The organism is Pseudomonas sp. MT3 (assembly GCF_054720805.1).
This window is the reverse complement of the sequence record NZ_JBTVPY010000004.1, coordinates 99,869-120,737: the sequence shown is the minus strand read 5'-3', so window position 1 is coordinate 120,737 and position 20,869 is coordinate 99,869. Positions and strand designations below refer to the sequence as shown.

22 protein-coding genes are annotated in these 20,869 nt (G+C 67.0%); 7 read left to right on the top strand and 15 right to left on the bottom strand.

Annotated elements, in window-relative coordinates; all coding sequences use genetic code 11:
* Positions 1-24 precede the first annotated feature (24 nt).
* Complete coding sequence (locus tag ACYCAX_RS05735; RefSeq protein WP_294977079.1) at positions 25-858, top strand: FkbM family methyltransferase; 834 nt, start codon at positions 25-27, stop codon at positions 856-858.
* Here the strand turns inward: ACYCAX_RS05735 and ACYCAX_RS05730 are convergent, their stop codons facing one another.
* Both ACYCAX_RS05730 and ACYCAX_RS05725 read right to left on the bottom strand, forming a co-directional pair.
* Entirely contained in the window at positions 859-1,695 is an 837-nt protein-coding gene (locus ACYCAX_RS05730) for a CvfB family protein (protein WP_015476589.1), read from the bottom strand.
* 137 nt (positions 1,696-1,832) lie between these two features.
* Positions 1,833-3,602, bottom strand: a complete 1,770-nt coding sequence (locus tag ACYCAX_RS05725) for an ABC transporter transmembrane domain-containing protein (RefSeq protein WP_460247567.1) — start codon at positions 3,600-3,602, stop codon at positions 1,833-1,835.
* Between the two features lie 153 nt (positions 3,603-3,755).
* Here ACYCAX_RS05725 and ACYCAX_RS05720 point away from each other — a divergent pair, with 153 nt between their 5' ends.
* Both ACYCAX_RS05720 and ACYCAX_RS05715 read left to right on the top strand, forming a co-directional pair.
* On the top strand, positions 3,756-3,956 hold the full coding sequence (locus ACYCAX_RS05720; protein WP_041711847.1) for a hypothetical protein: 201 nt from the start codon (positions 3,756-3,758) through the stop codon (positions 3,954-3,956).
* A 163-nt stretch (positions 3,957-4,119) separates the two neighbouring features.
* A complete protein-coding gene (locus ACYCAX_RS05715) occupies positions 4,120-5,220 on the top strand; it encodes an AI-2E family transporter (protein WP_294977073.1) in 1,101 nt (366 codons plus the stop codon).
* 63 nt (positions 5,221-5,283) lie between these two features.
* On the opposite strand, the gene ACYCAX_RS05710 is transcribed toward ACYCAX_RS05715, so the two are convergent.
* Positions 5,284-5,907, bottom strand: coding sequence for a hypothetical protein (locus ACYCAX_RS05710; protein WP_015476585.1), 624 nt, complete (start codon positions 5,905-5,907; stop codon positions 5,284-5,286).
* A gap of 105 nt (positions 5,908-6,012) precedes the next feature.
* Here ACYCAX_RS05710 and ACYCAX_RS05705 point away from each other — a divergent pair, with 105 nt between their 5' ends.
* Together ACYCAX_RS05705 and ACYCAX_RS05700 are read left to right on the top strand one after the other, a co-directional pair.
* On the top strand, positions 6,013-6,699 hold the full coding sequence (locus ACYCAX_RS05705; protein WP_015476584.1) for an RNA pseudouridine synthase: 687 nt from the start codon (positions 6,013-6,015) through the stop codon (positions 6,697-6,699).
* Between the two features lie 246 nt (positions 6,700-6,945).
* The gene (locus ACYCAX_RS05700) at positions 6,946-7,179 is read left to right on the top strand and encodes a hypothetical protein (RefSeq protein ID WP_460247566.1); all 234 of its coding nucleotides are present in this window, start codon (positions 6,946-6,948) and stop codon (positions 7,177-7,179) included.
* Between the two features lie 101 nt (positions 7,180-7,280).
* Here the strand turns inward: ACYCAX_RS05700 and ACYCAX_RS05695 are convergent, their stop codons facing one another.
* Both ACYCAX_RS05695 and ACYCAX_RS05690 read right to left on the bottom strand, forming a co-directional pair.
* On the bottom strand, positions 7,281-9,095 hold the full coding sequence (locus ACYCAX_RS05695) for a monovalent cation:proton antiporter-2 (CPA2) family protein (protein WP_015476582.1): 1,815 nt from the start codon (positions 9,093-9,095) through the stop codon (positions 7,281-7,283).
* A 74-nt stretch (positions 9,096-9,169) separates the two neighbouring features.
* Entirely contained in the window at positions 9,170-9,883 is a 714-nt protein-coding gene (locus ACYCAX_RS05690) for a lipoate--protein ligase family protein (protein WP_294977068.1), read from the bottom strand.
* A 218-nt stretch (positions 9,884-10,101) separates the two neighbouring features.
* Here ACYCAX_RS05690 and ACYCAX_RS05685 point away from each other — a divergent pair, with 218 nt between their 5' ends.
* A complete protein-coding gene (locus ACYCAX_RS05685) occupies positions 10,102-11,304 on the top strand; it encodes a GGDEF domain-containing protein (RefSeq protein ID WP_460247565.1) in 1,203 nt (400 codons plus the stop codon).
* Between the two features lie 308 nt (positions 11,305-11,612).
* Here the strand turns inward: ACYCAX_RS05685 and ACYCAX_RS05680 are convergent, their stop codons facing one another.
* From ACYCAX_RS05680 to ccmA, 10 genes are all read right to left on the bottom strand, one after another.
* Entirely contained in the window at positions 11,613-12,026 is a 414-nt protein-coding gene (locus tag ACYCAX_RS05680) for a hypothetical protein (RefSeq protein WP_294977065.1), read from the bottom strand.
* Between the two features lie 23 nt (positions 12,027-12,049).
* Positions 12,050-13,261 carry a c-type cytochrome biogenesis protein CcmI gene (gene ccmI, locus ACYCAX_RS05675; RefSeq protein WP_015476578.1) on the bottom strand — a complete coding sequence of 404 codons (1,212 nt, stop codon included), beginning with the start codon at positions 13,259-13,261 and terminating at the stop codon, positions 12,050-12,052.
* The gene (locus ACYCAX_RS05670) at positions 13,258-13,728 is read right to left on the bottom strand and encodes a cytochrome c-type biogenesis protein (RefSeq protein ID WP_294977063.1); all 471 of its coding nucleotides are present in this window, start codon (positions 13,726-13,728) and stop codon (positions 13,258-13,260) included. The genes ccmI and ACYCAX_RS05670 overlap by 4 nt, the downstream gene beginning before the upstream one ends.
* Positions 13,725-14,267, bottom strand: a complete 543-nt coding sequence (dsbE, locus tag ACYCAX_RS05665) for a thiol:disulfide interchange protein DsbE (protein ID WP_015476576.1) — start codon at positions 14,265-14,267, stop codon at positions 13,725-13,727. Before dsbE ends, ACYCAX_RS05670 begins: the two co-directional genes overlap by 4 nt.
* 2 nt (positions 14,268-14,269) lie before the next feature.
* Positions 14,270-16,243: a heme lyase CcmF/NrfE family subunit gene (locus tag ACYCAX_RS05660; protein ID WP_015476575.1), complete on the bottom strand. Its 1,974-nt coding sequence runs from the start codon at positions 16,241-16,243 to the stop codon at positions 14,270-14,272.
* Between the two features lies 1 nt (position 16,244).
* Positions 16,245-16,730 carry a cytochrome c maturation protein CcmE gene (gene ccmE / locus ACYCAX_RS05655; protein WP_015476574.1) on the bottom strand — a complete coding sequence of 162 codons (486 nt, stop codon included), beginning with the start codon at positions 16,728-16,730 and terminating at the stop codon, positions 16,245-16,247.
* Positions 16,727-16,903: a heme exporter protein CcmD gene (gene ccmD / locus ACYCAX_RS05650; RefSeq protein ID WP_015476573.1), complete on the bottom strand. Its 177-nt coding sequence runs from the start codon at positions 16,901-16,903 to the stop codon at positions 16,727-16,729. The genes ccmE and ccmD overlap by 4 nt, the downstream gene beginning before the upstream one ends.
* Positions 16,900-17,646, bottom strand: coding sequence for a heme ABC transporter permease (locus ACYCAX_RS05645; RefSeq protein ID WP_086009556.1), 747 nt, complete (start codon positions 17,644-17,646; stop codon positions 16,900-16,902). Before ACYCAX_RS05645 ends, ccmD begins: the two co-directional genes overlap by 4 nt.
* A 67-nt stretch (positions 17,647-17,713) precedes the next feature.
* Positions 17,714-18,385 carry a heme exporter protein CcmB gene (ccmB, locus tag ACYCAX_RS05640; RefSeq protein WP_015476571.1) on the bottom strand — a complete coding sequence of 224 codons (672 nt, stop codon included), beginning with the start codon at positions 18,383-18,385 and terminating at the stop codon, positions 17,714-17,716.
* The gene (gene ccmA, locus ACYCAX_RS05635) at positions 18,382-19,038 is read right to left on the bottom strand and encodes a cytochrome c biogenesis heme-transporting ATPase CcmA (protein WP_086009555.1); all 657 of its coding nucleotides are present in this window, start codon (positions 19,036-19,038) and stop codon (positions 18,382-18,384) included. The genes ccmB and ccmA overlap by 4 nt, the downstream gene beginning before the upstream one ends.
* Positions 19,039-19,296: 258 nt before the next feature.
* Here ccmA and fliK point away from each other — a divergent pair, with 258 nt between their 5' ends.
* Complete coding sequence (gene fliK / locus ACYCAX_RS05630; protein WP_460247564.1) at positions 19,297-20,868, top strand: flagellar hook-length control protein FliK; 1,572 nt, start codon at positions 19,297-19,299, stop codon at positions 20,866-20,868.
* The last annotated feature ends 1 nt before the right edge of the window (position 20,869 follow it).

The following is a 20,869-nucleotide window of genomic DNA, read 5'->3' as shown; positions in this document are numbered from 1 at the left end:
CAGCGATAACGACGGGAAACACGGATGGCTTTCATCTCCTACGCGCAGAACTTCGAAGATCTCACCCTCTGGCGTTCACTACAGCTGTTCGGGCCCGGCTACTACATCGACGTCGGCGCCAACCATCCCACCCACGACTCCGTCACCCGCGCCCTGTACGAGCGGGGCTGGCGCGGCATCAACATCGAGCCGGTCGCAGCCTACTACCAGGCGCTGGCCGCCGAGCGCATTGACGACATCAACCTGTGCATGGCGGTGGGCGCCCGGGAAGAGCTGCTGACCCTGCACGAAATCGCCGACACCGGCCTTTCGACCCTCGATACCGCCGTTGCCGAGCAGAACCGCCGCGCCGGCATGCAGGTCACCCCCTACCAGGTTCCGGTGCGGCGCCTGGCCGATATCTGTGCCGAGCACCTGGCGGAGGATCGCCCGCTGCACTTCCTCAAGATCGATGTGGAAGGCTTCGAGATGCAGGTACTGGAAGGGATGGACTTCCAGCGCTGGCGTCCCTGGATCGTGCTGCTGGAATCGCCCTTCAACCGGATTCCCGAGTGGGAGCCGTTGCTGCTCGACGCCGGCTACCAGTTCGTCCAGTTCGACGCGATCAACCGCTTCTATGTCGCCCGGGAACATGCCGGACTGGCCGTGCCGCTGAGCATGCCGCCAAACATCCTCGATGGCTTCCAGGTCACCCGAAGCCATTTCCTGATGCGCGACCAGCCGGACAACGATGCCCTGTTACGACAGCTGGAAGACGCCTGTCAGCGGGCCGAACGGGCCGAGCGCGAACTGGCCCTGCTGCGCGGCAGCCGCCGCTGGAAGCTGGCCGGCACCCTCGCCAGGTTCGCCGGGCGCTGATCAGCCGAGTTCGATGCGATCGTCATGGATGACGATCAAGCCCTGCTTGTACAACCCGCCGATAGCCTTCTTGAAGTTGCCCTTGCTGACCCCGAACTGGCGGGCAATCAGGTCCGGCGGGCTCTTGTCGCTCACGGGCAGGCTGCCGCCGGCCTCGCGCAAGGCGGCGAGGATCTGCTCGCCCAGCGCGTCGGCCACGCCGGCGCCCACCGGCTGCAGGCTCAGGCTGATCTTGCCGTCGGCGCGCAGTTCCTTGATATAGCCGGTCTCGCGCAGGCCGTTGCGCAGGAACTTGAAGATCTCGTTCTTGTGGATCAGGCCCCAGTGCTTGCCGTCGATGATCGCCTTGTAGCCGAGGTCCGTACGCTCCACCACCAGCAGGTCGACCGCCTGGCCGACGCGGTAACCGGCCGGGGTGCGGTCCAGGTAGCGATCCAGGCGCGCGGTGGCGGTGATGCGGCGGGTGCGTTCGTCGAGGTAGACGTGCACCACCACGTAGTCGCCGACCTGCAGCGGACGTTTCTCCTCCGAGTGCGGCAGCAGCAGGTCCTTGGGCAGCCCCCAGTCGAGGAACAGGCCGACGCGGTTGACCTCCACCACCTTCAGGCTGGCGAAACCGCCGACCTGCACCTTGGGCTTGAGGGTGGTGGCGATGATGCGGTCTTCGCTGTCGAAGTAGAGGAAGACGTTGAGCCAGTCGCCCACCTCGGTGGGTTCGTTCTTCGGCACGTAGCGTTTGGGCAGCAGGATCTCGCCACGGTCGCCACCATCCAGGTAGAGACCGAACTCGGTGTGTTTGGCCACCTGCAACGAATTGAACCGACCTATGACTGCCATGACGCTTACCTCGTGAACGGGGCGGGCATTCTACGCGCATTGAATGCGGATTGCCGGACAAGTGTGGGAGCGAGCTTGCTCGCGAACCGTGCTTCCCGGTAGCTCCGCAGTCAAGCAGTTCGCGAGCAAGCTCGCTCCTACAGGCTCTCCGCCTGCCCGAACTGTAGCTCGGCCAGGCGCGCATACAGCGGGCTGCTGTTCACCAGTTCGGTATGCCGCCCCAGCGCCACCAGCCGGCCGTGGTCGATCACCGCGATACGGTCGGCGTTGAGCACCGTGGCCAGCCGGTGCGCGATCACCAGCGTGGTCCGGCCGCTCATCAGCCCCGGCAACGCCTGCTGGATCAGGTGTTCGCTCTCCGCATCGAGCGCGCTGGTGGCCTCGTCCAGCAGCAGGATCGGTGCGTCCACCAGCAGCGCGCGGGCGATCGCCAGGCGCTGGCGCTGCCCACCGGAAAGTCCCTGGCCGCTCTCGCCCAGATGCGTGCGATAGCCCTGCGGCAGGCGCAGGATAAATTCATGCGCGTGGGCGGCGCGGGCGGCGGCCTCGACCTCGGCATCGGAGGCATCGGGCCGGCCATAGCGGATGTTCTCCTCCACGCTGCCGAAGAACAGCGCCGGGTTCTGCGACACCAGGGCATAGCTGCGACGCAGGTCGGCGGGATCGAGCTGGGCGATCGGTTGCCCGTCGATGCGGATGCGCCCTTCCTGCGGGTCGTAGAAGCGCAGCAGCAGGTCGAACAGCGTGGACTTGCCGGCGCCGGAGGGCCCGACCAGCGCCAGGGTTTCCCCCGCCTCCACGCGCAGCTCGATGCCGTCGATGGCCCACTGTTCCGGGCGCGAGGGATAGGCGAAGCGCACCCCTTCCAGCGAGAGGCTGCCGCTGACTCGCTGCGGCAGTTGCAGCAGGCCGCTGGCCGGCGGCTGGATGTCGCTGCGTGCCCGCAGCAGTTCCGCGATGCGCTCGGCCGCACCGGCGGCGCGCTGCAGTTCGCCGATGACCTCGCTCAAGGTGCCGAAGGCCATGCCGACGATCAGGCTGTAGAACACGAAGGCCGCCAGTTCGCCGGCGCTGATCCGGCCGGCGATCACATCCATGCCGCCGACCCAGAGCATCACGCCCACCGCGCCCAGCACCAGCAGGATCACCACGCTGACCAACCAGGAGCGCTGCAGGATGCGTCGGCGCGCGGTATCGAAGGCCTGCTCGACGGTGGCGCCGAAGTGCTGGCGATCCTGGGCCTGGTGGTTGTAGGCCTGCACCGTCTTGATCTGCCCGAGGGTTTCGCCGACGTAGCTGCCGACATCGGCGACGCGGTCCTGGCTCAGCCGCGACAGGCTGCGCACGCGGCGGCCGAACAGCAGGATCGGCGCGATGACCAGCGGCAGCGAGGCGACCACGATGCTGGTCAGCTTGGCATTGGTGATGAACATCAGAATCACGCCGCCGATCAGCATCAGCGTGTTGCGCAGCGCCATCGACAGCGATGAGCCGATTACCGTCTGCAGCAGGGTGGTGTCGGCGGTCAGGCGCGACTGGATTTCCGAGGCGCGGTTGTTCTCGTAGAAGCCCGGGTGCAGCTCGATCAGGTGATCGAAGACCCGCTGGCGAATGTCGGCGACGAAGCGCTCGCCAATCCACGACACCAGGTAGAAACGCACGAAGGTGCCCACCGCAAGCCCGGCCACCAGGACAAAGAAGACCCCGATGGCGCGGTTGAGCAACGGTTCGGACTGGGTGACGAAGCCCTGGTCCACCAGCATGCGGATACCCTGGCCCAGCGACAGGGTGATCGCGGCGGTGAACAGCAGGGCGACCAGCGCACCCAGGGCGTGCCAGCGATACGGCGCGAGGAACGCGCGGGCCAGGCGCAGGGCGTTGCGCTGGCGGGACGACAACAAGGGCATGGGCGACTCGATGCGCGCATCAGGGCCTCCGAGCGTAGCACCGCCAGGCGCTTGCAGGCGACGACCGGCACGGTGCGAAACCGCTCATGCGATTACCTGCCCCGAAGGATGCTCATTTCGTGTACAATGGGCGGCCAATTTGCGAAGACAGGTATGGCAGACATGACCTCCAAGCCCTCCACCCGCCAGAAAGCCGCCCCCAAGGCACCCGCCGCGACCGCGACCAGCGAAGCCCTGGAAGCCCAGGTTGCCGCCTTCCTGAAGTCCGGCGGCGAGATCCAGCAGATCGCCAAGGGCGTCACCGGTCAGAACTACGGCGCACCGAGCCGCCACATCAGCCTCGGCAAGAAATAATTCTTCCGGCAGCCTGCCGCCCCCCCGGCAGGCTGCCCGTTTTGTACTTCCGCCCCCTCGCGTCATTCCAAACATCTTTTATTGCCTCCGCGCCTTGCACTCGGGCAGAGTCCGCCAATAGTTAGGACTGGGCCGCACCGGCCCCCGCCGCAAGGAGCTCTCGATGTTACCCCCGCCCCCGGAAAAGCTGCTGTCCCGCAACCTGCTGGATGTGCTCATCCGCGCCGGCCTGATTCTGTTGCTGGCCCTCTTCTGCTTCAGGATCTTCCACCCCTTCCTCGACCTGATGCTGTGGTCGGTGATCCTCGGGATCACGCTCTACCCCCTGCACCAACTGCTCAGCCGCGTTCTGGGTGAACGCCCGAACAGCGCCGCGACCCTGATCGTGCTGATCGGCCTGGTGCTCCTGCTGGTGCCGGTGGTGGTACTCGGCCTGTCCATCGCCGACTCGGTGCGCGATGTGGTGCAGGGCATCCAGAACCGCACCCTGCGGATCCCCCTGCCGCCGGATTCGGTGGCGACCTGGCCGGTGGTCGGGCAATACATCCATGCGTTCTGGAGCCGCGTCGCCACCGACTTCATGGGGGTAGTGCACCAGGTGGCGCCGCACCTGCAAGGCTTCGCCAAGGGCCTGCTGGCCCAGGCGGCCGGCGTCGGCATGTCGCTGATGCAGTTCCTCGCCGCCTTCGTCATCGCCGGCGTCATCATGGCCTATGGCAGGCAAGGCACCACCACGGCCCAGGACATCGCCATCCGCATCTCCGGTCCGGAGCGGGGCCCGGGGCTGGCACAGCTGTGCACCGCCACCATCCGCACCGTCGCGCAGGGCGTGGTGGGCGTCGCCTTCATCCAGATGCTGATCCTGGGCATCGGCTTCATCGTCATGGGCATCCCCGGCGCCGGCCTGCTGGCCCTGGGCGTACTGCTGCTGGGCATCACCCAGTTGCCGGTGGTGCTGATCACCATCCCGGCGATCGTCTACGTCTTCGCCACCAACGACTCGCTGCCGGTGTCCATCCTGTTCACTGTCTGGACCGTGGCCGGCGGCCTCTCCGACAACGTGCTCAAGCCACTGATGTTCGGTCGCGGGGTGAAGGTGCCGATGCCGGTGATCCTCATCGGCGCCCTGGGCGGCATGCTCAGCAACGGCATCATCGGCCTGTTCGTCGGTCCGGTGGTCCTGGCCCTGGGCTACGAGCTGTTCATGTCCTGGGTACGCGAGCGCGAAACCCTGGCCGAGCCACCCGTCCCCCCCTCTTCCTGATGTGATCTTCGCCCGTGGCCTGCGCCACGGGCGTTCCTCCATGAGCCTGCGCGGGCCCAGGTATCAGAGCAGCGCCACCATCTCCTTCAGCGTCACCGCCCAGGTGCCCTTCGGGTTGAGATAGCGGTAGCCGAACCGCGAGCCGTTGGCGCGGGCCGTCAACACCGCGTTCCAGGCCAGTCCACGCTGCAGGTCATGGGCCGGATCGAGCAGGAAAAAGGCGTCGTCGCTCATGCCGACCGCCAACCCCCAGTGACGGATGTCGCTGTCCTTGCGGCCATGGAAGCCCAGCACCACCGGAATGTTCGCATCCAGGTGACGGCGCGTCAGTTCGACCATGCGCCGGCCGTTGCCGCGCTCGACGCGGAACTCCTTGTCGCTGATGACTCGCAGCAGCTCCAGCAGATCATCGCCGGTGGTGCCGACGCGGATCAGCGTCTCATGCTGCTCCAGCGCCTGCATCAGGCGGCCGTAGCGCGTGCGCGAATCCACCGGCGCCAGCCCCTTGGCCTGCCGGCGCCCCAGCTGGTTGCGCGCCAGCATCGCCATCACCAGGCAATAGGGACCGCAGGCGCCGTCCATGTCGCCCTGCCGCAGGTGTACCTTGTCGCCGCGCGCGTTGCACAGGCCGCCACTGCCGTCCACCTCGACATCCCAGTGCAGGCCGTCGATCAGGGTAATCCGCATCGTCGTCGCTCCCCATTCGTTAGTAGGTCTGACCGGCGGAGGTACGGATCATTCCGGCGGCTTGCGGTTACAATGGTGCCCCTTTTCCTGCCCCGGTCTTCCGTCATGTCCGAACCCATCCGCCTGTCCAAGCGCCTCGCCGAGCTGCTGCCCTGCTCGCGCCGCGAAGCCGAGCTGTACATCGAAGGCGGCTGGGTGACGGTGGATGGCGCAGTGGTGGAAGAGCCGCAGTTCAAGGTCGATACCCAGCGCATCGAACTGCTGCCCGGCGCCGTGCCCGAACCCCTGCCGCCGGTCACCCTGCTGCTGCACAAGCCCGCCGGCTACAGCGTCGAGGATGCGGTGGCGCTGCTGCGGGCGGAACAGCGCTGGAGCGACGATCCCTCGCCGCAACGCCTGTTGCGCAAGCATTTCCGCCAGCAGCGCCCGACCACTCCGCTGGAAGACGGCGCCAGCGGCCTGCTGGTGTTCACCCAGAATTACGGCGTCACCCGCAAGCTGCTCGACGACGCCGCGCGGGTCGAGCACGAGTACGTGATCGAGGTCAGCGGCGAGCTGGATGCCCACGGCCTGAAGCAGATGACCCAGGGCCTGCCGCTGAAGGCCAGTTGGCAGAGCGAGCAGCGGCTGCGCATCGCCGGCAAACAGGTGCGTCCGGGACTGATCGGCAAGCTGTGCCGGGAGGCCGGACTGCGCGTCGAGTCGATCCGTCGCATCCGTCTGGGCGGCGTGGCGATGGCCAAGCTGCCGGCTGGCCACTGGCGCTACCTGCAGCCGGGCGAGCGCTTCTAAAGCGCCATTCGACCAAGGTCCAAGGCGCCCCGTGCAACGCGGGGCGCCGCTCTGGCGCGCCACCTCGCGCGGCTATCGATGGCATCGATAGTGAACAGCAGGCTCTTTCAGTTCTCTTGGCCGCTCCTGCGCGGCATCTTCGACCCATCAGCTCGCAGGCATCCGATTCGCCGGCCCCTCTTCCAGGCCGCAGGGGCGAACCCACAACCCGCGACATTCGCCCACGGCTCGAAAGAGGATTGAATCATGCAAATCGTGCTGGACTTCCTGCTGCTGATTGGCTCCCTGGTGGAGCTGCTGCTCTATATCGCCCTGGCCAGCGTGGTCCTGGCCACCGTCGCGCTGCTCGGCGCGGTGGCGGTGCTGACCCTGCGCTCGCCGGGCCAGCCGATCAGCATTCCCGAACGCCGCCGCCCGGTCGTCCGCAAGCCGCGCGCCGTGGCCGCCGAACGCAAGCCGGCGCTGGCGGAAGCCGCCTGAGCCAGCCCCCGACGCCGGGCCGGAAGCGCTCCAGTTCCTCGTCCGGCTACGCGCGGTTGCTCCAGCCGTTGCGCTGCGCCAACGATGCCCGGAATGAGCGGTCAGTGGTGACCGATGCCCTGGTCTTCCAGATGGTCCGCCTCGAACAGCGTCTCCAGTTCCTTGCGCGCCTCGCGGGCGGTCTGGATCACCGCCTTCTCGTCGTCGTAGACATGGTACTGGGCCATCAGCACCGCCTCGTCGTGACGCTTGAAGCGGCGGATGCGCGCCGCCACCTGCTCCTCGTTCAGCCCGAGGCCGGTGAGCAGCAGGCGGCTCATTTCCAGGCTGGAGTGGAAGGTCTCGCGCACCGGGCTGGCGTCGGCGTCGAGCAGGTGATAGACGTGCTGGCGGTTGCGCGCCCGGCCGATGATCTTCATGTGCGGGTAGAGCTTGCGCACCAGGCGAGCGGTTTCGATGTTGGTCTGTGGATCGTCGGTGGCGACCACGAAGAACTCAGCCTTTTCCACCTGCGCGGCGCGAAGGATTTCCGGGCGCAACGGATCACCGTAGAAGATCGGGATATTGCCGTAGCTGCGGGTCAGCTCGATGGTATCCACCGAGGTATCCAGCGCCACGAACGGTACGCCCTGGGCGCGCATGATACGCGCGACCACCTGGCCCATCCGGCCCATGCCGGCGATCACCACGCGGGGCGCGTCGTCGGGCAGTTGGCGATATTCCGGCGGCGGCTCGCGCAGCACCGCCGGCTTGGGTTTGATGGTGCGCGCCAGGGCCAGCACCAGCAGCGGCGTCATCGCCATCGACAGGGTGATGCCCAGTACCAGTAGCGCATGCAGGTCGGCGTCCATCAGCCCCTGTGCCCGCGCCAGCTTGAACACCACGAAGGCAAATTCCCCGCCGGCGCCCAGCAGCACGCCCAGGCGCAGCGCGGAAACCTTGTCCAGGCCGCCGGCAAGACGCCCGATGACGAACAGCAGCGGCAGCTTGATGCCTACCAGCAGCAGGGTCAGGCCAATCACCTGCAACGGCTCGCTCTGCAGCAGGCCGAGATCGGCGCTCATGCCGACGCTGATGAAGAACAACCCCAGCAGCAGCCCCTTGAACGGCTCGATCTGCGCTTCCAGCTCATGGCGGTACTCGGAATCCGCCAGCAGCAGGCCGGCCAGGAAGGCCCCCAGCCCCATCGACACTCCGGCCCATTCCATCAGCCAGGCCGTGCCGACCACCACCAGCAGCGCGGTGGCGGTCGAAAGGTCAGCCTGGCCGGTACGCGCCACCGAGCGGAACACCGGGCGCAGCAGGAAGCGCCCACCGATCACCACCACGGCGATGCTGCCGACCACTTCCATGACGTGGGCCAGGTCGCCGCCGGCCGCCGTCGAATCGGCACGAGCGCCCATCAGCGGGATCATGGCGATCAGCGGGATGGCCGCGATGTCCTGGAACAGCAGGATGGCGAACGCCAGGCGGCCATAGGCGCTGTTCAGCTCCTTGCGCTCGGCGAGTATCTGCAGGCCGAAGGCGGTGGATGACAGCGCCAGGCCGCCACCGATCACCACGGCGGTATTCACCGGCAGATCGAAGGCCAGCACGCCCAGGCTGCCGAGCGCCAGCGCGGTGAGCAGCACCTGGGCCAGGCCCACGCCGAACACCTGCTTGCGCATCACCCACAAGCGTTTGGGCGAGAGCTCCAGGCCGATGATGAACAGCAGCAACACCACGCCCAGCTCGGACAGGCTGGCGACGCTTTCCGGGTTGTCGATCAGGCCCAGCAGCGAGGGGCCGATGAACACGCCGGCCAGCAGATAACCGAGCACGGCCCCCAGTTGCATGCGCTTGGCCAGCGGCACCATGAACACTGCAGCGAGCAGGAAGACCACTGCCGACTGCAGGTAATTCGTCCCATGTTCCATGTATCAAGACTCCTTGGAAGGATTGGGGCGAAGCGAAGATCCACCCATGTCGTTCAAATCAGGCCGTTTTCAGCTCAAGCATCCAGGGCCACGCCTTCGGCCAGCAGGTGCCGCTGGAACTGCCCGGCCAGCGCCTCCACCTGCTCCCACGGCTGTGTGTGACGCTCATCCAGCGCCACGTGGCTGGCGGCGCGGCAGCGCGCGTCGAGTCCGCAGTGCTGGTAGAAGGCGTTCACCACCTCGACCATCGGCTCACGCTGGTTTTCCATCAGGATCGCGCCGTGGGCCAGCACCACGTAACGGCCATCGCTGGGCCGGCGGCGCCAGCGCTGGGCGGTGCCGACCAGTTTTCGTCCGGCCAGGTTGACGTTATAGCGGCCGTCGCAGAAGGCGCCATCCACCTCGCCCAGCCCCGGATCGAGGCCCTGGGCGGCCAGCCAGTCGCAGAGCGGCTGGCACAGGCGTCGGTAGGCGGTTTCGATGCGGGTCTGTTCGTTGTCCGCGGGTGGAATCGCATAGACCAGGGCGACGTTGAGCACGGCGGGCGATTGCGGCACCGGCTCGCCGCCGGTATCGCGCAGGGCGATCGGCCAACCGAGCCCGGCGCAGGCCTGCTCCGCCGCACCGAAACCCTCCAGCCGGCTGAGCCGGCGCGGCATCACCAGCGCCTGCTGGAGCGGGCGCCAGAACAGCAGCCCACTGTCCCTGTCGCCACGGAAGGCATCATCCAGCAGGGCTCGCTCGGCATCCAGGCCGTCTTCCACCGGCAAGCGTTGCACTGTGTTCATGAACGATTCCTTCAGCATTCAGGGGGCGGACTATGCCCGCGGGAGGCGAATCCGACAATCATCAAAGACAGATAGTTGCAGGCAATAGCGATTTCTCGAAGGTAGCTTCAGACAGCTCATCAGAACAACCCAGGCACATCTTTTCAGCCCGCCACGACAGTGCCATCACAGCTGTCTATTCTCCAACTGCCCGGCCTTGCTCTGGAGGGGCAGAAATCGTGTCCAGGACTTGGCTCCAGCGCCTGCAACACTCCATCGCGGTCAACGACGCGCTGGCGCTGGCGGTTGCCTGGGAAAACCTGCGGCGGCTGTACTTCGCCGCCGCCTTCGCCGTCGCGTTCGATCTGATCCACATCCTGGTGTTCTGGCTCAACCTGCAGGGCTCCACCCCGGAATACGACGACTGGCGCCTGGACATCATCACCATCCACGCCACGGTCGCCGTGCTGTTCAGCGGCCTGGGCCTGCTCGCCTGGCTCGCCTCGCGCTCCCAGCACACCACGCCGCTGTGGTTCATGAACCTGCTGAGCATCCTGGCCAGCGCCATCCTGCTCGGCTTCGGCATCGCCATCACCGGCGCCGACCAGCAGGTCACCAGCAGCATCACCCCCTTCCTCATGGCCTCGGTGGGCGCCGCGCTGATCATCCTGACGCGCCCGCGCCATGCCATCACGCTCTACATCCTCGCCCTCGGCGCCTTCGAGGTGACGATGACGCTGACCCAGGCGACACCGGAGCTGCGCCTGTCCAACCAGATGGGCGGACTGACCATCTGCGGCATCGGCCTGATACTGTCGCTGATCCTCTGGCACGGCCACGTGCGCAATCTGCGCCAGCGCGAGTTCCTCCGCCAGCAGCGGCTGGAACTGGAAGAAAAGAACCGCCAGCTGGAATACCTCGCCGGCCATGATCCGTTGACCGGACTGTTCAACCGCCGCCAGTTCGACCAGTTGGTGGGCATGGAGCTGTCACGGGTGTCCCGGCAGCCGGCGCCGGTCAGCCTGCTCATGGTGGACCTGGATCATTTCAAGTTCATCAACGACCGCTACGGCCACCCCCTGGGCGACGAAGTGATCCGCCATGCCGCCAGCCTGCTGAGGAACTACACCCGCACCGGCGACAGCGTGGCGCGGTTGGGTGGGGAAGAGTTCCTGCTGCTGTTGCCCGACGCCGGCCACGCGCAGGCGCACAGCATCGCCGAGAAGATTCGCAAGCTGCTGGAGGAAACGCCGCTGCCGATGAAGGATGGGCTGCTCTACCTGACCGCCAGCTTCGGCATTGCCACTCTGGAGGCAGGAATACCCAGCACCTACGAACTGCTCTACGCGGCGGCGGACAAGGCGCTGTACCGGGCCAAGGCGAGCGGGCGCAACCGGGTTGAGGTGATCGAGGTGGGGGCGCAGATGGGGACGTTCGATTGAGGGGCTTTTCGCTTTTCGCTTTTCGCTTTTCGCTTTTCGCTTTTCGCTTTTCGTAGGAGCGAGCTTGCTCGCGAACCGCCCAGCACCGATACGGCCTGGGAACTCTGTTCGCGAGCAAGCTCGCTCCTACGAAGAGCAGCCCGGCGCCCCCGTCAGGAGGCCGAGGGAGGTAGTGCGCGAGAGGCATGAAGGACCAGGACCGGCCCTTGTACGCCAATCCTCGGAGCAATACCGGAAGGACGGAGTCCCGGCGAAGCCGGGGCCGGATGTCGGGACGAGCCTTCCTGGTTACCTCTTTGGGGACGACCTTACGGCGCGCTGTACTTGCGCGTCAGCCCCGGCGGCACGCCGGTGCTGTCGGTTTCGGTCCAGGGTCCCTGAGGAGCGACGCTCCAGTACCAGCCGTTGTCCCAGTGGTAGTAAGTCCGCTGGCGATAGTAGACATCGCGCTGCCCCTGGATCACATAGACGCCCAGGCTGGCATCCCAGCGGCCGTTGCCGCCGGGCGGCGGGGCGAACTGGGGTGGACGCCTGGAGGTGGACTGCGGCTTGCTCGGCTGCGGAGTGATCGGCGAGGACGACGACTTGACCGGCGGCTTGGTGATCGTGCCCGGCGGCGTCGGAGCCGGCGTCTGCACAGGCGGCTGTTCCGGCTGCGGCGGTTGCACCACGCAGCCACCCAATACCAGCAAGGCGCTCAACGCCAGCAATCGACCCTTCATCACCCTACCCTCTCCTATCCGTTTCAGCGCTGATCCGGGCTGTCGATAGTGACAGCCTGTTCGCCGGCCCCGGTAGTAGACAACGCTTCGCTGCGTCCGATCCATTCCCCGGCGGTCGCATTGCCGGCGCGAGAAATCCGTGCCACCAGTTGCACCTGCGGGAAGGCCGAGAGCTTGAGCTGCGGCATCATCGCATCGGCATCGCTGAGCGCCACTTCGCTGGGCAGGTCGGATACCTTCAGGCGTTTCACCGCCAGCGGCATCGGCGGGCCGCTCACGGCGCGGGCGAAGACGAACACGCTGTCGTCCGGCTTGACCTGGCCCTTCACGGCGGCGGTCAGGTCGACCTTCACCTTCAGGGTCACGCCGGCAGTGGCGGCGGCAGCTGGCGCCTCGGGCGGCGTCTGGCCCTTCTCGATCATGCGCTGGCGGGCGCGCTCGATGCCACCGGCAATGGCCTCGCGGGACGGATCGTCCTGCGGCAGCACGGCGACCAGGCGTTCCCAGTAGTCGACGGCATCGGCGTACTTCTCGTCCTCGAAGGCGGCGATACCGAGCAGACCGAGGGTGGTGACTTCCTGCGGGTCCTTCTTCAGCGCTTCGTCGGCCAGGGCGCGAACCTCTGGGCTCAGTGCCTTGTCACCGGCGAAGTACAGCGCCTGGGCCCACTGGCCGAGCACTTCCGGCTGGCGGTCGGAGAGGCGCGCGGCCTCCTCGAAGGCCTTGGCGGCGTCGGCGGCGCGGTTCTGGGTCATGTAGGTGCGGCCGAGGAAATACCAGCCCTCGGCGGAATCCGGCTGCGCCTTCAGCGCGCGCTCCAGGCGGGAGGTCATTTCCTCCATGGACTTGGGCGCGGTGGCGAATTCGCGGGCCAGCTCGACCTTGTCGCTGGCGCCCCAATGCAGGTACAGGCCAAGCCCGAGGAACGGCAGGATCAGCGCGGCAGCCAGCGGCGCGGCGCGACCGAGACGGGAGCGGCGGTCGTCGCTGCTGCCTTCGGTGTCGGAGAGCAGCTCGCGAGCCGCTTCCGCGCGGCCGGCTTCGAACTGCGCGGCATCCAGGGTACCAGCGTCACGCTGGGCGCCCAGCTCGGCCAGGCGCTCCTGGTACAGGGCGACGTTGAGGGCAGTACGGTCTTCCTCGGCCTGGGCCTTGCGACCGCGCAGCAGAGGGACGAGGAGAAATGCCAGGGCTACCAGCAACAGCAGGCCGGCGGCGAGCCAGAAATCGATCATTTGTCTTGGTTATCCAGCAATTGGTCGAGACGCGCCTGCTCCTCGGCGGACAGCGTGGTGGAGGTGGCAGCGGCCGGGCGACGGCGACGGACGACGATGGCGCCGATGACGATCACGCCCAGGCCCAGCAGCGCGGCAGGGCCGAACCAGAGCAGCCAGGTGCGCTCGCTGACTTCGGGCTTGTAGCGCACGAACTCGCCATAGCGGTCGACCATGTAGTCGATGATCTGCTGTTTGCTCTTGCCGGCCTGCAACTGGGTGTAGATCTGCTTGCGCAGGTCGGCGGCGATGGGCGCGTTGGAGTCGGCGATATCCTGGTTCTGGCACTTGGGGCAGCGCAGCTCGGTGGTCAGGTCGCGGAAGCGCTCGCGCTCGGCGTCATTGGCGAACTCGTAGGTATCGATGGCGGCATGGGCGATGCCGGTCAGGCACAACCCCAGCGCGGCGGCGGCAAGCAGACGCTTCATTTGCCCTCCGCCTCGTCGACCAGGCCCTGGTAGATCGGCGCCAGCTGTTCACGCCAGACCTTCTCGTCGACGGCGCCGACCAGCTTGTGGCGGATGATGCCGTCCTTGTCGATGATGTAGGTCTCCGGCGCGCCGTAGACGCCCAAGTCGAGGCCCAGGGTGCCCTGCGCGTCGGCGATGTTCATCAGGTAGGGGTTGTGCAGCTCCTTGAGCCACTTCTGTGCGGCAGCGCCATCGTCCTTGTAGTTGATGCCGTAGATCACCACGCCCTTGGCGGCCAGGTCGGTGAGCACCGGATGCTCGAAGCGGCAGGTCGGGCACCAGGTGCCCCAGACGTTGACCAGCGCCGGCTTGCCCTTGAGGTCGGCCTCGGTATAGGTCTTGCCCGGCTCGGTGACGCTGGGCAGGGAGAACGCCGGGAACGGCTTGCCGATCAACGCCGAGGGCAGCTCGCTGGGGTCCAGCCACAGGCCACGGAAGAGGAATACCGCGACGACCAGGAAGATCGCCAGGGGCAACAGCAGGATCGCACGCTTCACACTCAGGCTCCCTGTCCGGCGAGGCCCAGGGCCTCGCGTACACGCGTTTTCACTTTCAGGCGGTAGCGACGGTCCAGCGCCGCCAGCACGCCACCCAGGGCCATCATCAGGCCGCCCAGCCAGATGAAGCGCACGAACGGCTTGATGTGCACCCGCACCGCCCAGGCACCGTTCTCCAGCGGCTCACCCAGGGCGACGTAGAGGTCGCGGGTCAGGCTGCCGTGGATGCCGGCCTCGGTCATCATCGAGTTCTGCACGCTGTACAGACGCTTCTCCGGGTGCAGCACCGCCACTTCGGAACCGTCGCGGGTCACGCGGATGGTGCCCTTGTCGGAGGTGAAGTTCGGGCCTTCGAAGTGATGGGTGCCCTCGAAGCGGAACTGGTAACCGGCCAGCTCCACCGACTCACCCGGCTCCATGCGCAGGTCGCGCTGGGCGCTGAACTGGCTGGTGAGGACCACGCCGATGGCGCAGATGGCGATACCGAAGTGCGCCAGCTGCATGCCCCAGTAGCTGCGATTGAGGCCCGCGGCACCGGCGATTACCCCCTTGTGGCGGACCTTGTCGAAGAAGTCACGCACGCCGGCCAGCACCACCCAGGCGGCCAGCAGGAACACCGTCAGCACTTCCCAGTGCAACTCGCCATAGAGGAAGCTGCCGGCCACGCCCAGCACCAGGGTACCGATCAGCACCGGGGTGAGCATGCCGCGCAGCCAGCGGGTCGGGGTGTCCTTCCAGCGCACCAGCACGCCGACCGCCAGGGCCAGCATGAGGATGGCGATCAGCGGCACGAACAGCGCGTTGAAGTACGGCGGACCGACCGACAGCTTGGCGCCGCTGATGGCGTCGAGCACCAGCGGGTAGAGGGTGCCCAGCAGGATCATCGAGGCGGTGACCACCAGGATCAGGTTGTTCAGCAGTAGCAGGGTCTCGCGGGACCACAGGGCGAAGCCGACCTGACTCTTGACCACCGGCGCGCGCAGGGCGAACAGCGTCAGTGAGCCACCGACCACCATCAGCAGGAAGGCGAGGACGAACACGCCGCGCTCGGGGTCGGAGGCGAAGGCGTGCACCGAGGTCAGTACGCCGGAGCGGACCAGGAAGGTGCCCAGCAGGCTCAGGGAGAAGGCCGCGATGGCCAGCAGCACGGTCCAGCTCTTGAACACGCCGCGCTTCTCGGTCACCGCCAGCGAGTGGATCAGCGCGGTGCCCACCAGCCAGGGCATGAAGGAGGCGTTTTCCACCGGGTCCCAGAACCACCAGCCGCCCCAGCCCAACTCGTAGTAGGCCCACCAGGAGCCGAGCACGATGCCGATGCCGAGGAAGGTCCAGGCCACCAGGGTCCACGGACGCGACCAGCGCGCCCAGGCGGCGTCGAGGCGGCCGCCGAGCAGCGCGGCGATGGCGAAGGCGAAGGCCACCGAGAAGCCCACGTAGCCCATGTAGAGCATCGGCGGGTGGAAGATCAGGCCGGGGTCCTGCAGCAACGGGTTGAGGTCGTTGCCGTCGGCCGGCACCTGCGGCAGCAAACGGCTGAAGGGGTTGGAGGTGATGATCAGGAACAGCAGGAAGCCGGTGCTGATCATGCCCATCACGGCGAGTACGCGGGCCAGCATCACTTCCGGCAACTGGCGGGAGAACACCGACACGGCGAAGGTCCAGCCGCCGAGAATCAGCGCCCAGAGCAGCAGCGAGCCTTCGTGGGCGCCCCACACGGCGCTGAACTTGTAGAACCAGGGCAGCGCGCTGTTGGAGTTGCTGGCGACGTAGGCCACCGAGAAATCATCGTGGAGGAAGGCCCAGCTCAGGCAGCCGAAGGAGAACAGCAGGAAGGCGAACTGCCCCCAGGCCGCCGGGCGCGCCAGGCTCATCCACTGGCGATCGCCGCGCCAGGCGCCGATCAGCGGGAAGAAGGACATCACCAGCGCCATGCACAGCGCGAGGATCAGCGAAAGGTGGCCGAGTTCGGGAACCATGTCAGTTGCTCCCCTGCTGAGGCGCGGCGTTGCCGCTCTGGCTGGCTTCGTAGTGCTCCAGCTTGCCGCTGTCCTTGAGCGCCTTGGTGACTTCCGGCGGCATGTATTTCTCGTCGTGCTTGGCCAGCACTTCATCGGCGGTCAGCACGCCATTGGCGTCGATCTTGCCCAGGGCGACGATGCCCTGCCCTTCGCGGAACAGGTCCGGGAGGATGCCGCGGTACTTCACCGTGACTTCCTTGGCGAAGTCGGTGACCACGAACTCCACGTCCAGCGAATCCGCGGAGCGCTTGAGCGAGCCCTTCTCCACCATGCCGCCGGCGCGGATACGCGTGTCGTGCGGGGCCTCGCCGTTGGCGATCTGGGTCGGGGTGTAGAACAGGTTGATGTTCTGCTGCAGCGCCGACAGCGCCAGGCTGACGGCGACGCCCACGCCGGCGACGATGGCGAGTACGATGTACAGGCGCTTCTTGCGGACCGGATTCACTTGTTGGCCTCCCGGCGCAGACGACGCGCCTCTTCTTGCAGGTATCGCCGGCGCGCCAGCAGCGGCGAGACGACGTTGATCGCCAGCACCACCAGACTGATGGCGTAGGCGGACCACACATAAGGGCCATGATGCCCCATAGCGAGGAAATCACCGAAGGACTGGAAACTCATAGCACGCGCTCCACTTCAGCCTTGACCCAGCTCGCACGGGCCTCGCGCTTGAGCACTTCCAGGCGCATGCGCATCAAGAGCACCACGGCGAAGAAGCAGTAGAAGCCGGCGACCATGAGCAGCAGCGGAATCCACATCTCCGGCGGCATCGGCGGCTTCTCGGTGAGGGTGAAGGTGGCCGGCTGGTGCAGGGTGTTCCACCAGTCCACCGAGTACTTGATGATCGGGATGTTCACCACGCCGACGATGGCCAGCACCGCACAGGCCTTGGCCGCGCTGTCGCGGTTGGTGATCGCCTGGCCGAGGGCGATGACGCCGAAATAGAGGAACAGCAGGATCAGCATCGAGGTCAGGCGCGCGTCCCACACCCACCAGGCGCCCCAGGTCGGCTTGCCCCAGATAGCGCCGGTGACCAGCGCGACGAAGGTCATCCAGGCACCGATGGGCGCGGCGCACTGCACGGCGACGTCGGCGATCTTCATCTTCCAGATCAGGCCGATGGCGCCGGCCACTGCCAGCATCACATAGCAGGACTGGGCGAGGAACGCCGCCGGAACGTGGATATAGATGATGCGGAAGCTGTCGCCCTGCTGGTAGTCCGGCGGCGCGAAGGCCAGGCCCCAGACGATGCCGACGCTCATCAGCAGCGCCGCGGCGACGGCGAACCAGGGCATCCAGCGTCCGCTGATCTCGTAGAACCACTTGGGCGACCCAAGCTTGTGAAACCAAGTCCAGTTCATCATCAGGCTCTGTAATTCAGGGCTCTAGTTTCAGTCGCCGGTACCGTTTCCCGATCCGGCGATCGTTCGTTCACTCGCCGACGCTGATCTTCAGCCCGGCGGCGATGGCAAAGGGCGTCAGCGTCAATGCTAACGCCGTCAGGCTGGCCAGCCACAACAGGTGCCCGGCGGTCGGCAACCCCTGCAGGGAGGCCTGCAGCGCACCGCTGCCGAGGATCAGCACGGGTATGTACAGCGGCAGGATCAGCAGCGCCAGCAGCAGGCCGCCGCGCTTCAGGCCCACCGTCAGTGCCGCACCCACCGCGCCCAGCAGGCTCAGGACCGGCGTACCCAGCAACAGTGACAACAGCAGGTCCGGCAGGCAGCGCGCCGGCAGACCCAGCATGAGCGCGAACAGCGGGGACAGCAGCACGAGCGCCAGCCCCGAAATCAGCCAGTGTGCCAGTACTTTGGCCAGTACCAGAAGTGGCAGGGGATGCGGCGAAAGGACCCACTGCTCCAGCGAACCATCCTCGAAGTCGCTGCGGAACAGGCCATCCAGCGACAGCAGCACCGCCAGCAATGCCGCGACCCAGACCAGGCCCGGCGAGAGGTTCTTGAGCATTTCCGATTCGGGGCCGACCGCCAGCGGGAACATCGCGATGACGATGGCGAAGAACACCAGCGGGTTGGCCAACTCCGCCGGACGGCGGAACAGCAGGCGGGTCTCGCGAGCGAGCAACAGGGTGAAGACGCTGCTCATCGGGCCGCTACCTCACGCGCATGCTGGCCGAGATCGAGCGCCCGATAACCCTCGGGCATCCGCTCCAGGGTGTGGTGGGTGGTCAACACGACCAGGCCGCCGCGCTCGCAATGGCCGGCCAGGTGCTCCTCCAGCTGCGCCACGCCCTGCTTGTCGAGGGCGGTGAAGGGTTCGTCGAGGATCCACAGCGGCGGCGCATCCAGGTACAGGCGCGCCAGGGCCACGCGGCGCTGCTGGCCGGCGGACAGGGTGTGGCAGGGAACGTCTTCGAAACCGCGCAGGCCGACGGCGGCCAGGGCTTCCCAGATGGCGTCGCGGCTGGCCGGCTGGTGCAGGGCACAGAGCCAGGCGAGGTTCTCCTCGGCGCTGAGCAGGCCTTTGATGCCGGCGGCGTGACCGATCCACAGCAGCAGGCGGGCCAGTTCGCCGCGCTGATCGCGCAGGGGCTTGCCATTGAGCAGCACGTCGCCGGCGGTGGGCTGCATCAGCCCGCTGAGCAGGCGCAGCAGGCTGGTCTTGCCGCTACCGTTGGGGCCGACGATCTGTAGCATCTCGCCAGCGCCCAGTCGCAAATCGAGACGCTCGAACAGCATGCGCCAGTCCCGCTCGCAAGCGAGCGCCACGGTTTCGAGAAGTGGATGGGTCAAGGACATCGGCAACCGTCGGGCAGAAAACAGTCAGTGGAGCAAAAATGCGGCCATACCGTCCGGGCCGCCAAGCACGGCCTCGGGCGGCGCATTATACACAGCCGTTCCTACGCCCGACGTCAGGTTTTTCGACAGGGTGTAACGTCAAAACAGCGCACCCCGCCCTTCCCTGAGCCGCTCCGTCGCCGCCGGACGGTCTAAAGTGCCCGCAGCGCACGCCGATACACTGGGCGTCAACCCGTCCCGCTACCCTGCAGGTCTCCGATGCCGAGCGAAATTGGCGCTCCCCGCCCGCTCCCTCCCACGCCGCCGTCGCGCAGCGCCCCAAGCGCCGCGGAGCTGACCCTCAAGCTCGCGCAGAGCCTGGGCGACCTGCTACCGCCGGGTGAAAAGGCGCTGGCCGAAGTCGTCGCGGTACGCGACACCCAGGTCAGCTTCCAACTCCTGCTGCGCCTGACGCTGGCCAGCGGCCAACAGACCCTGGTCAGCGCGGAAAGCCCGCAAGCCCTGCCCCAGGGCAGCACGCTGCAACTGTCGGCGCTGTCCCAGACCCACCTTGCCGTCACCCTGCTGAACCAGGGCATGGCCGGACAGGCGCCCCTGGACAGCCTGGACCTCGACCTGCTGCCGGTAGGCACCCTGCTGCAGGGCAAGGTCGAAGCCAGCCAACTGATCGCCCAGGGCAAGGCGGACCAGGCCCTCTACCAGGTGCTGGTCCGCCTGCTGAACACACCACTGGCGGGACGCCAATTGAGTCTCGAGTCGCCCCACTCGCTGCCCCTGGGCAGCCTGCTCAGCGCGCGGGTACAGGACCAGCAGGCCCTGCAGTTCCTGCCGCTGACCAGCCGTCTCGACCAGCTCGACCTCAACCAGCAACTGGCCGCCCAGCAGGGCCGGCAAGGCTCGCTGGAAGGACTGTTCCACGCGCTGCAGGGCGCGGGACGCGGCCAATCGCTCAGCCCCGAGCTGCGACAGGCGGTGGACAAGCTGCTGAGCGCCCTCCCCGAGCCCCGCCAGCTCGGCGACGCCAAGGGCGTGGCCCAGGCCATCCAGCAGAGCGGCGTATTCCTCGAAGCCCAACTGTTGCGCGGTGCGGAAGGTTTGCCACAGGACCTCAAGGGCAATCTGCTGCGCCTGATCGCCCAGTTGCTGCCCGCCCAGAACGGCACCGCCGCCTCGGTGCTGGGCAATCTCTCGGGCAACGCCCTGGCCGGAGCCAGCCATCTGGCGCAGTCGCTGCCGGCCTTCGTACGCAATGCCCTTGGCGTAATCGGCCAGACGGGCGGACGTACGCCGTCGCCGGTCGGTTTCCCGCTGCCCAGCCGCCTGGCGCGCCAACTGGAGGAAGACGGCGACCTGGAATCCCTGCTCAAGCTGGCCGCCGCCGCGGTGGCGCGCCTGCAGACCCACCAGTTGTCCAGCCTGTCGCAGAACGAAGTGCTGCCCGACGGCACCCTGCTCAACACCTGGCAGATGGAAATCCCCCTGCGCCAGCAGCACAACCTGGTGCCACTGCAAGTACGCATTCAGCAGGAAGAACGACAAGGCAGCGAACGCGAGCAGCCCGACACGCTCTGGCGCGTGGAACTGGCCTTCGACCTCGACCCGCTCGGTCCGCTGCAAGCCCAGGCCACCCTCGCCCACGGCAGCATCGCCAGCCAGCTCTGGGCCGAGCGCGCCAGCACCGCCAGCCTGATCGACCGCGAGCTGGGCACCCTGCGCCAGCGCCTGAACGACGCCGGACTCAGCGTTGGCGAACTGTCCTGCAACCTGGGCAAACCGCCCCAGGGTACACGGACCGCCGTGGAGCAACGCTGGGTGGATGAAACCGCATGAG

Coding starts and splice junctions, on each gene's coding strand:
- ccmB (WP_015476571.1), bottom strand. CDS start 18,385: ATGAGCAGCGTCTTCACCCTGTTGCTCGCTCGCGAGACCCGCCTGCTG.
- ccmI (WP_015476578.1), bottom strand. CDS start 13,261: ATGATCGATTTCTGGCTCGCCGCCGGCCTGCTGTTGCTGGTAGCCCTG.
- ACYCAX_RS05705 (WP_015476584.1), top strand. CDS start 6,013: ATGTCCGAACCCATCCGCCTGTCCAAGCGCCTCGCCGAGCTGCTGCCC.
- ACYCAX_RS05720 (WP_041711847.1), top strand. CDS start 3,756: ATGGCAGACATGACCTCCAAGCCCTCCACCCGCCAGAAAGCCGCCCCC.
- ACYCAX_RS05680 (WP_294977065.1), bottom strand. CDS start 12,026: ATGAAGGGTCGATTGCTGGCGTTGAGCGCCTTGCTGGTATTGGGTGGC.
- ACYCAX_RS05730 (WP_015476589.1), bottom strand. CDS start 1,695: ATGGCAGTCATAGGTCGGTTCAATTCGTTGCAGGTGGCCAAACACACC.
- ACYCAX_RS05700 (WP_460247566.1), top strand. CDS start 6,946: ATGCAAATCGTGCTGGACTTCCTGCTGCTGATTGGCTCCCTGGTGGAG.
- ccmD (WP_015476573.1), bottom strand. CDS start 16,903: ATGAGTTTCCAGTCCTTCGGTGATTTCCTCGCTATGGGGCATCATGGC.
- ACYCAX_RS05660 (WP_015476575.1), bottom strand. CDS start 16,243: ATGGTTCCCGAACTCGGCCACCTTTCGCTGATCCTCGCGCTGTGCATG.
- ACYCAX_RS05645 (WP_086009556.1), bottom strand. CDS start 17,646: ATGATGAACTGGACTTGGTTTCACAAGCTTGGGTCGCCCAAGTGGTTC.
- ACYCAX_RS05725 (WP_460247567.1), bottom strand. CDS start 3,602: ATGCCCTTGTTGTCGTCCCGCCAGCGCAACGCCCTGCGCCTGGCCCGC.
- ACYCAX_RS05695 (WP_015476582.1), bottom strand. CDS start 9,095: ATGGAACATGGGACGAATTACCTGCAGTCGGCAGTGGTCTTCCTGCTC.
- ACYCAX_RS05735 (WP_294977079.1), top strand. CDS start 25: ATGGCTTTCATCTCCTACGCGCAGAACTTCGAAGATCTCACCCTCTGG.
- ACYCAX_RS05670 (WP_294977063.1), bottom strand. CDS start 13,728: ATGAAGCGTCTGCTTGCCGCCGCCGCGCTGGGGTTGTGCCTGACCGGC.
- ACYCAX_RS05710 (WP_015476585.1), bottom strand. CDS start 5,907: ATGCGGATTACCCTGATCGACGGCCTGCACTGGGATGTCGAGGTGGAC.
- ACYCAX_RS05715 (WP_294977073.1), top strand. CDS start 4,120: ATGTTACCCCCGCCCCCGGAAAAGCTGCTGTCCCGCAACCTGCTGGAT.
- fliK (WP_460247564.1), top strand. CDS start 19,297: ATGCCGAGCGAAATTGGCGCTCCCCGCCCGCTCCCTCCCACGCCGCCG.
- ccmA (WP_086009555.1), bottom strand. CDS start 19,038: ATGTCCTTGACCCATCCACTTCTCGAAACCGTGGCGCTCGCTTGCGAG.
- ACYCAX_RS05690 (WP_294977068.1), bottom strand. CDS start 9,883: ATGAACACAGTGCAACGCTTGCCGGTGGAAGACGGCCTGGATGCCGAG.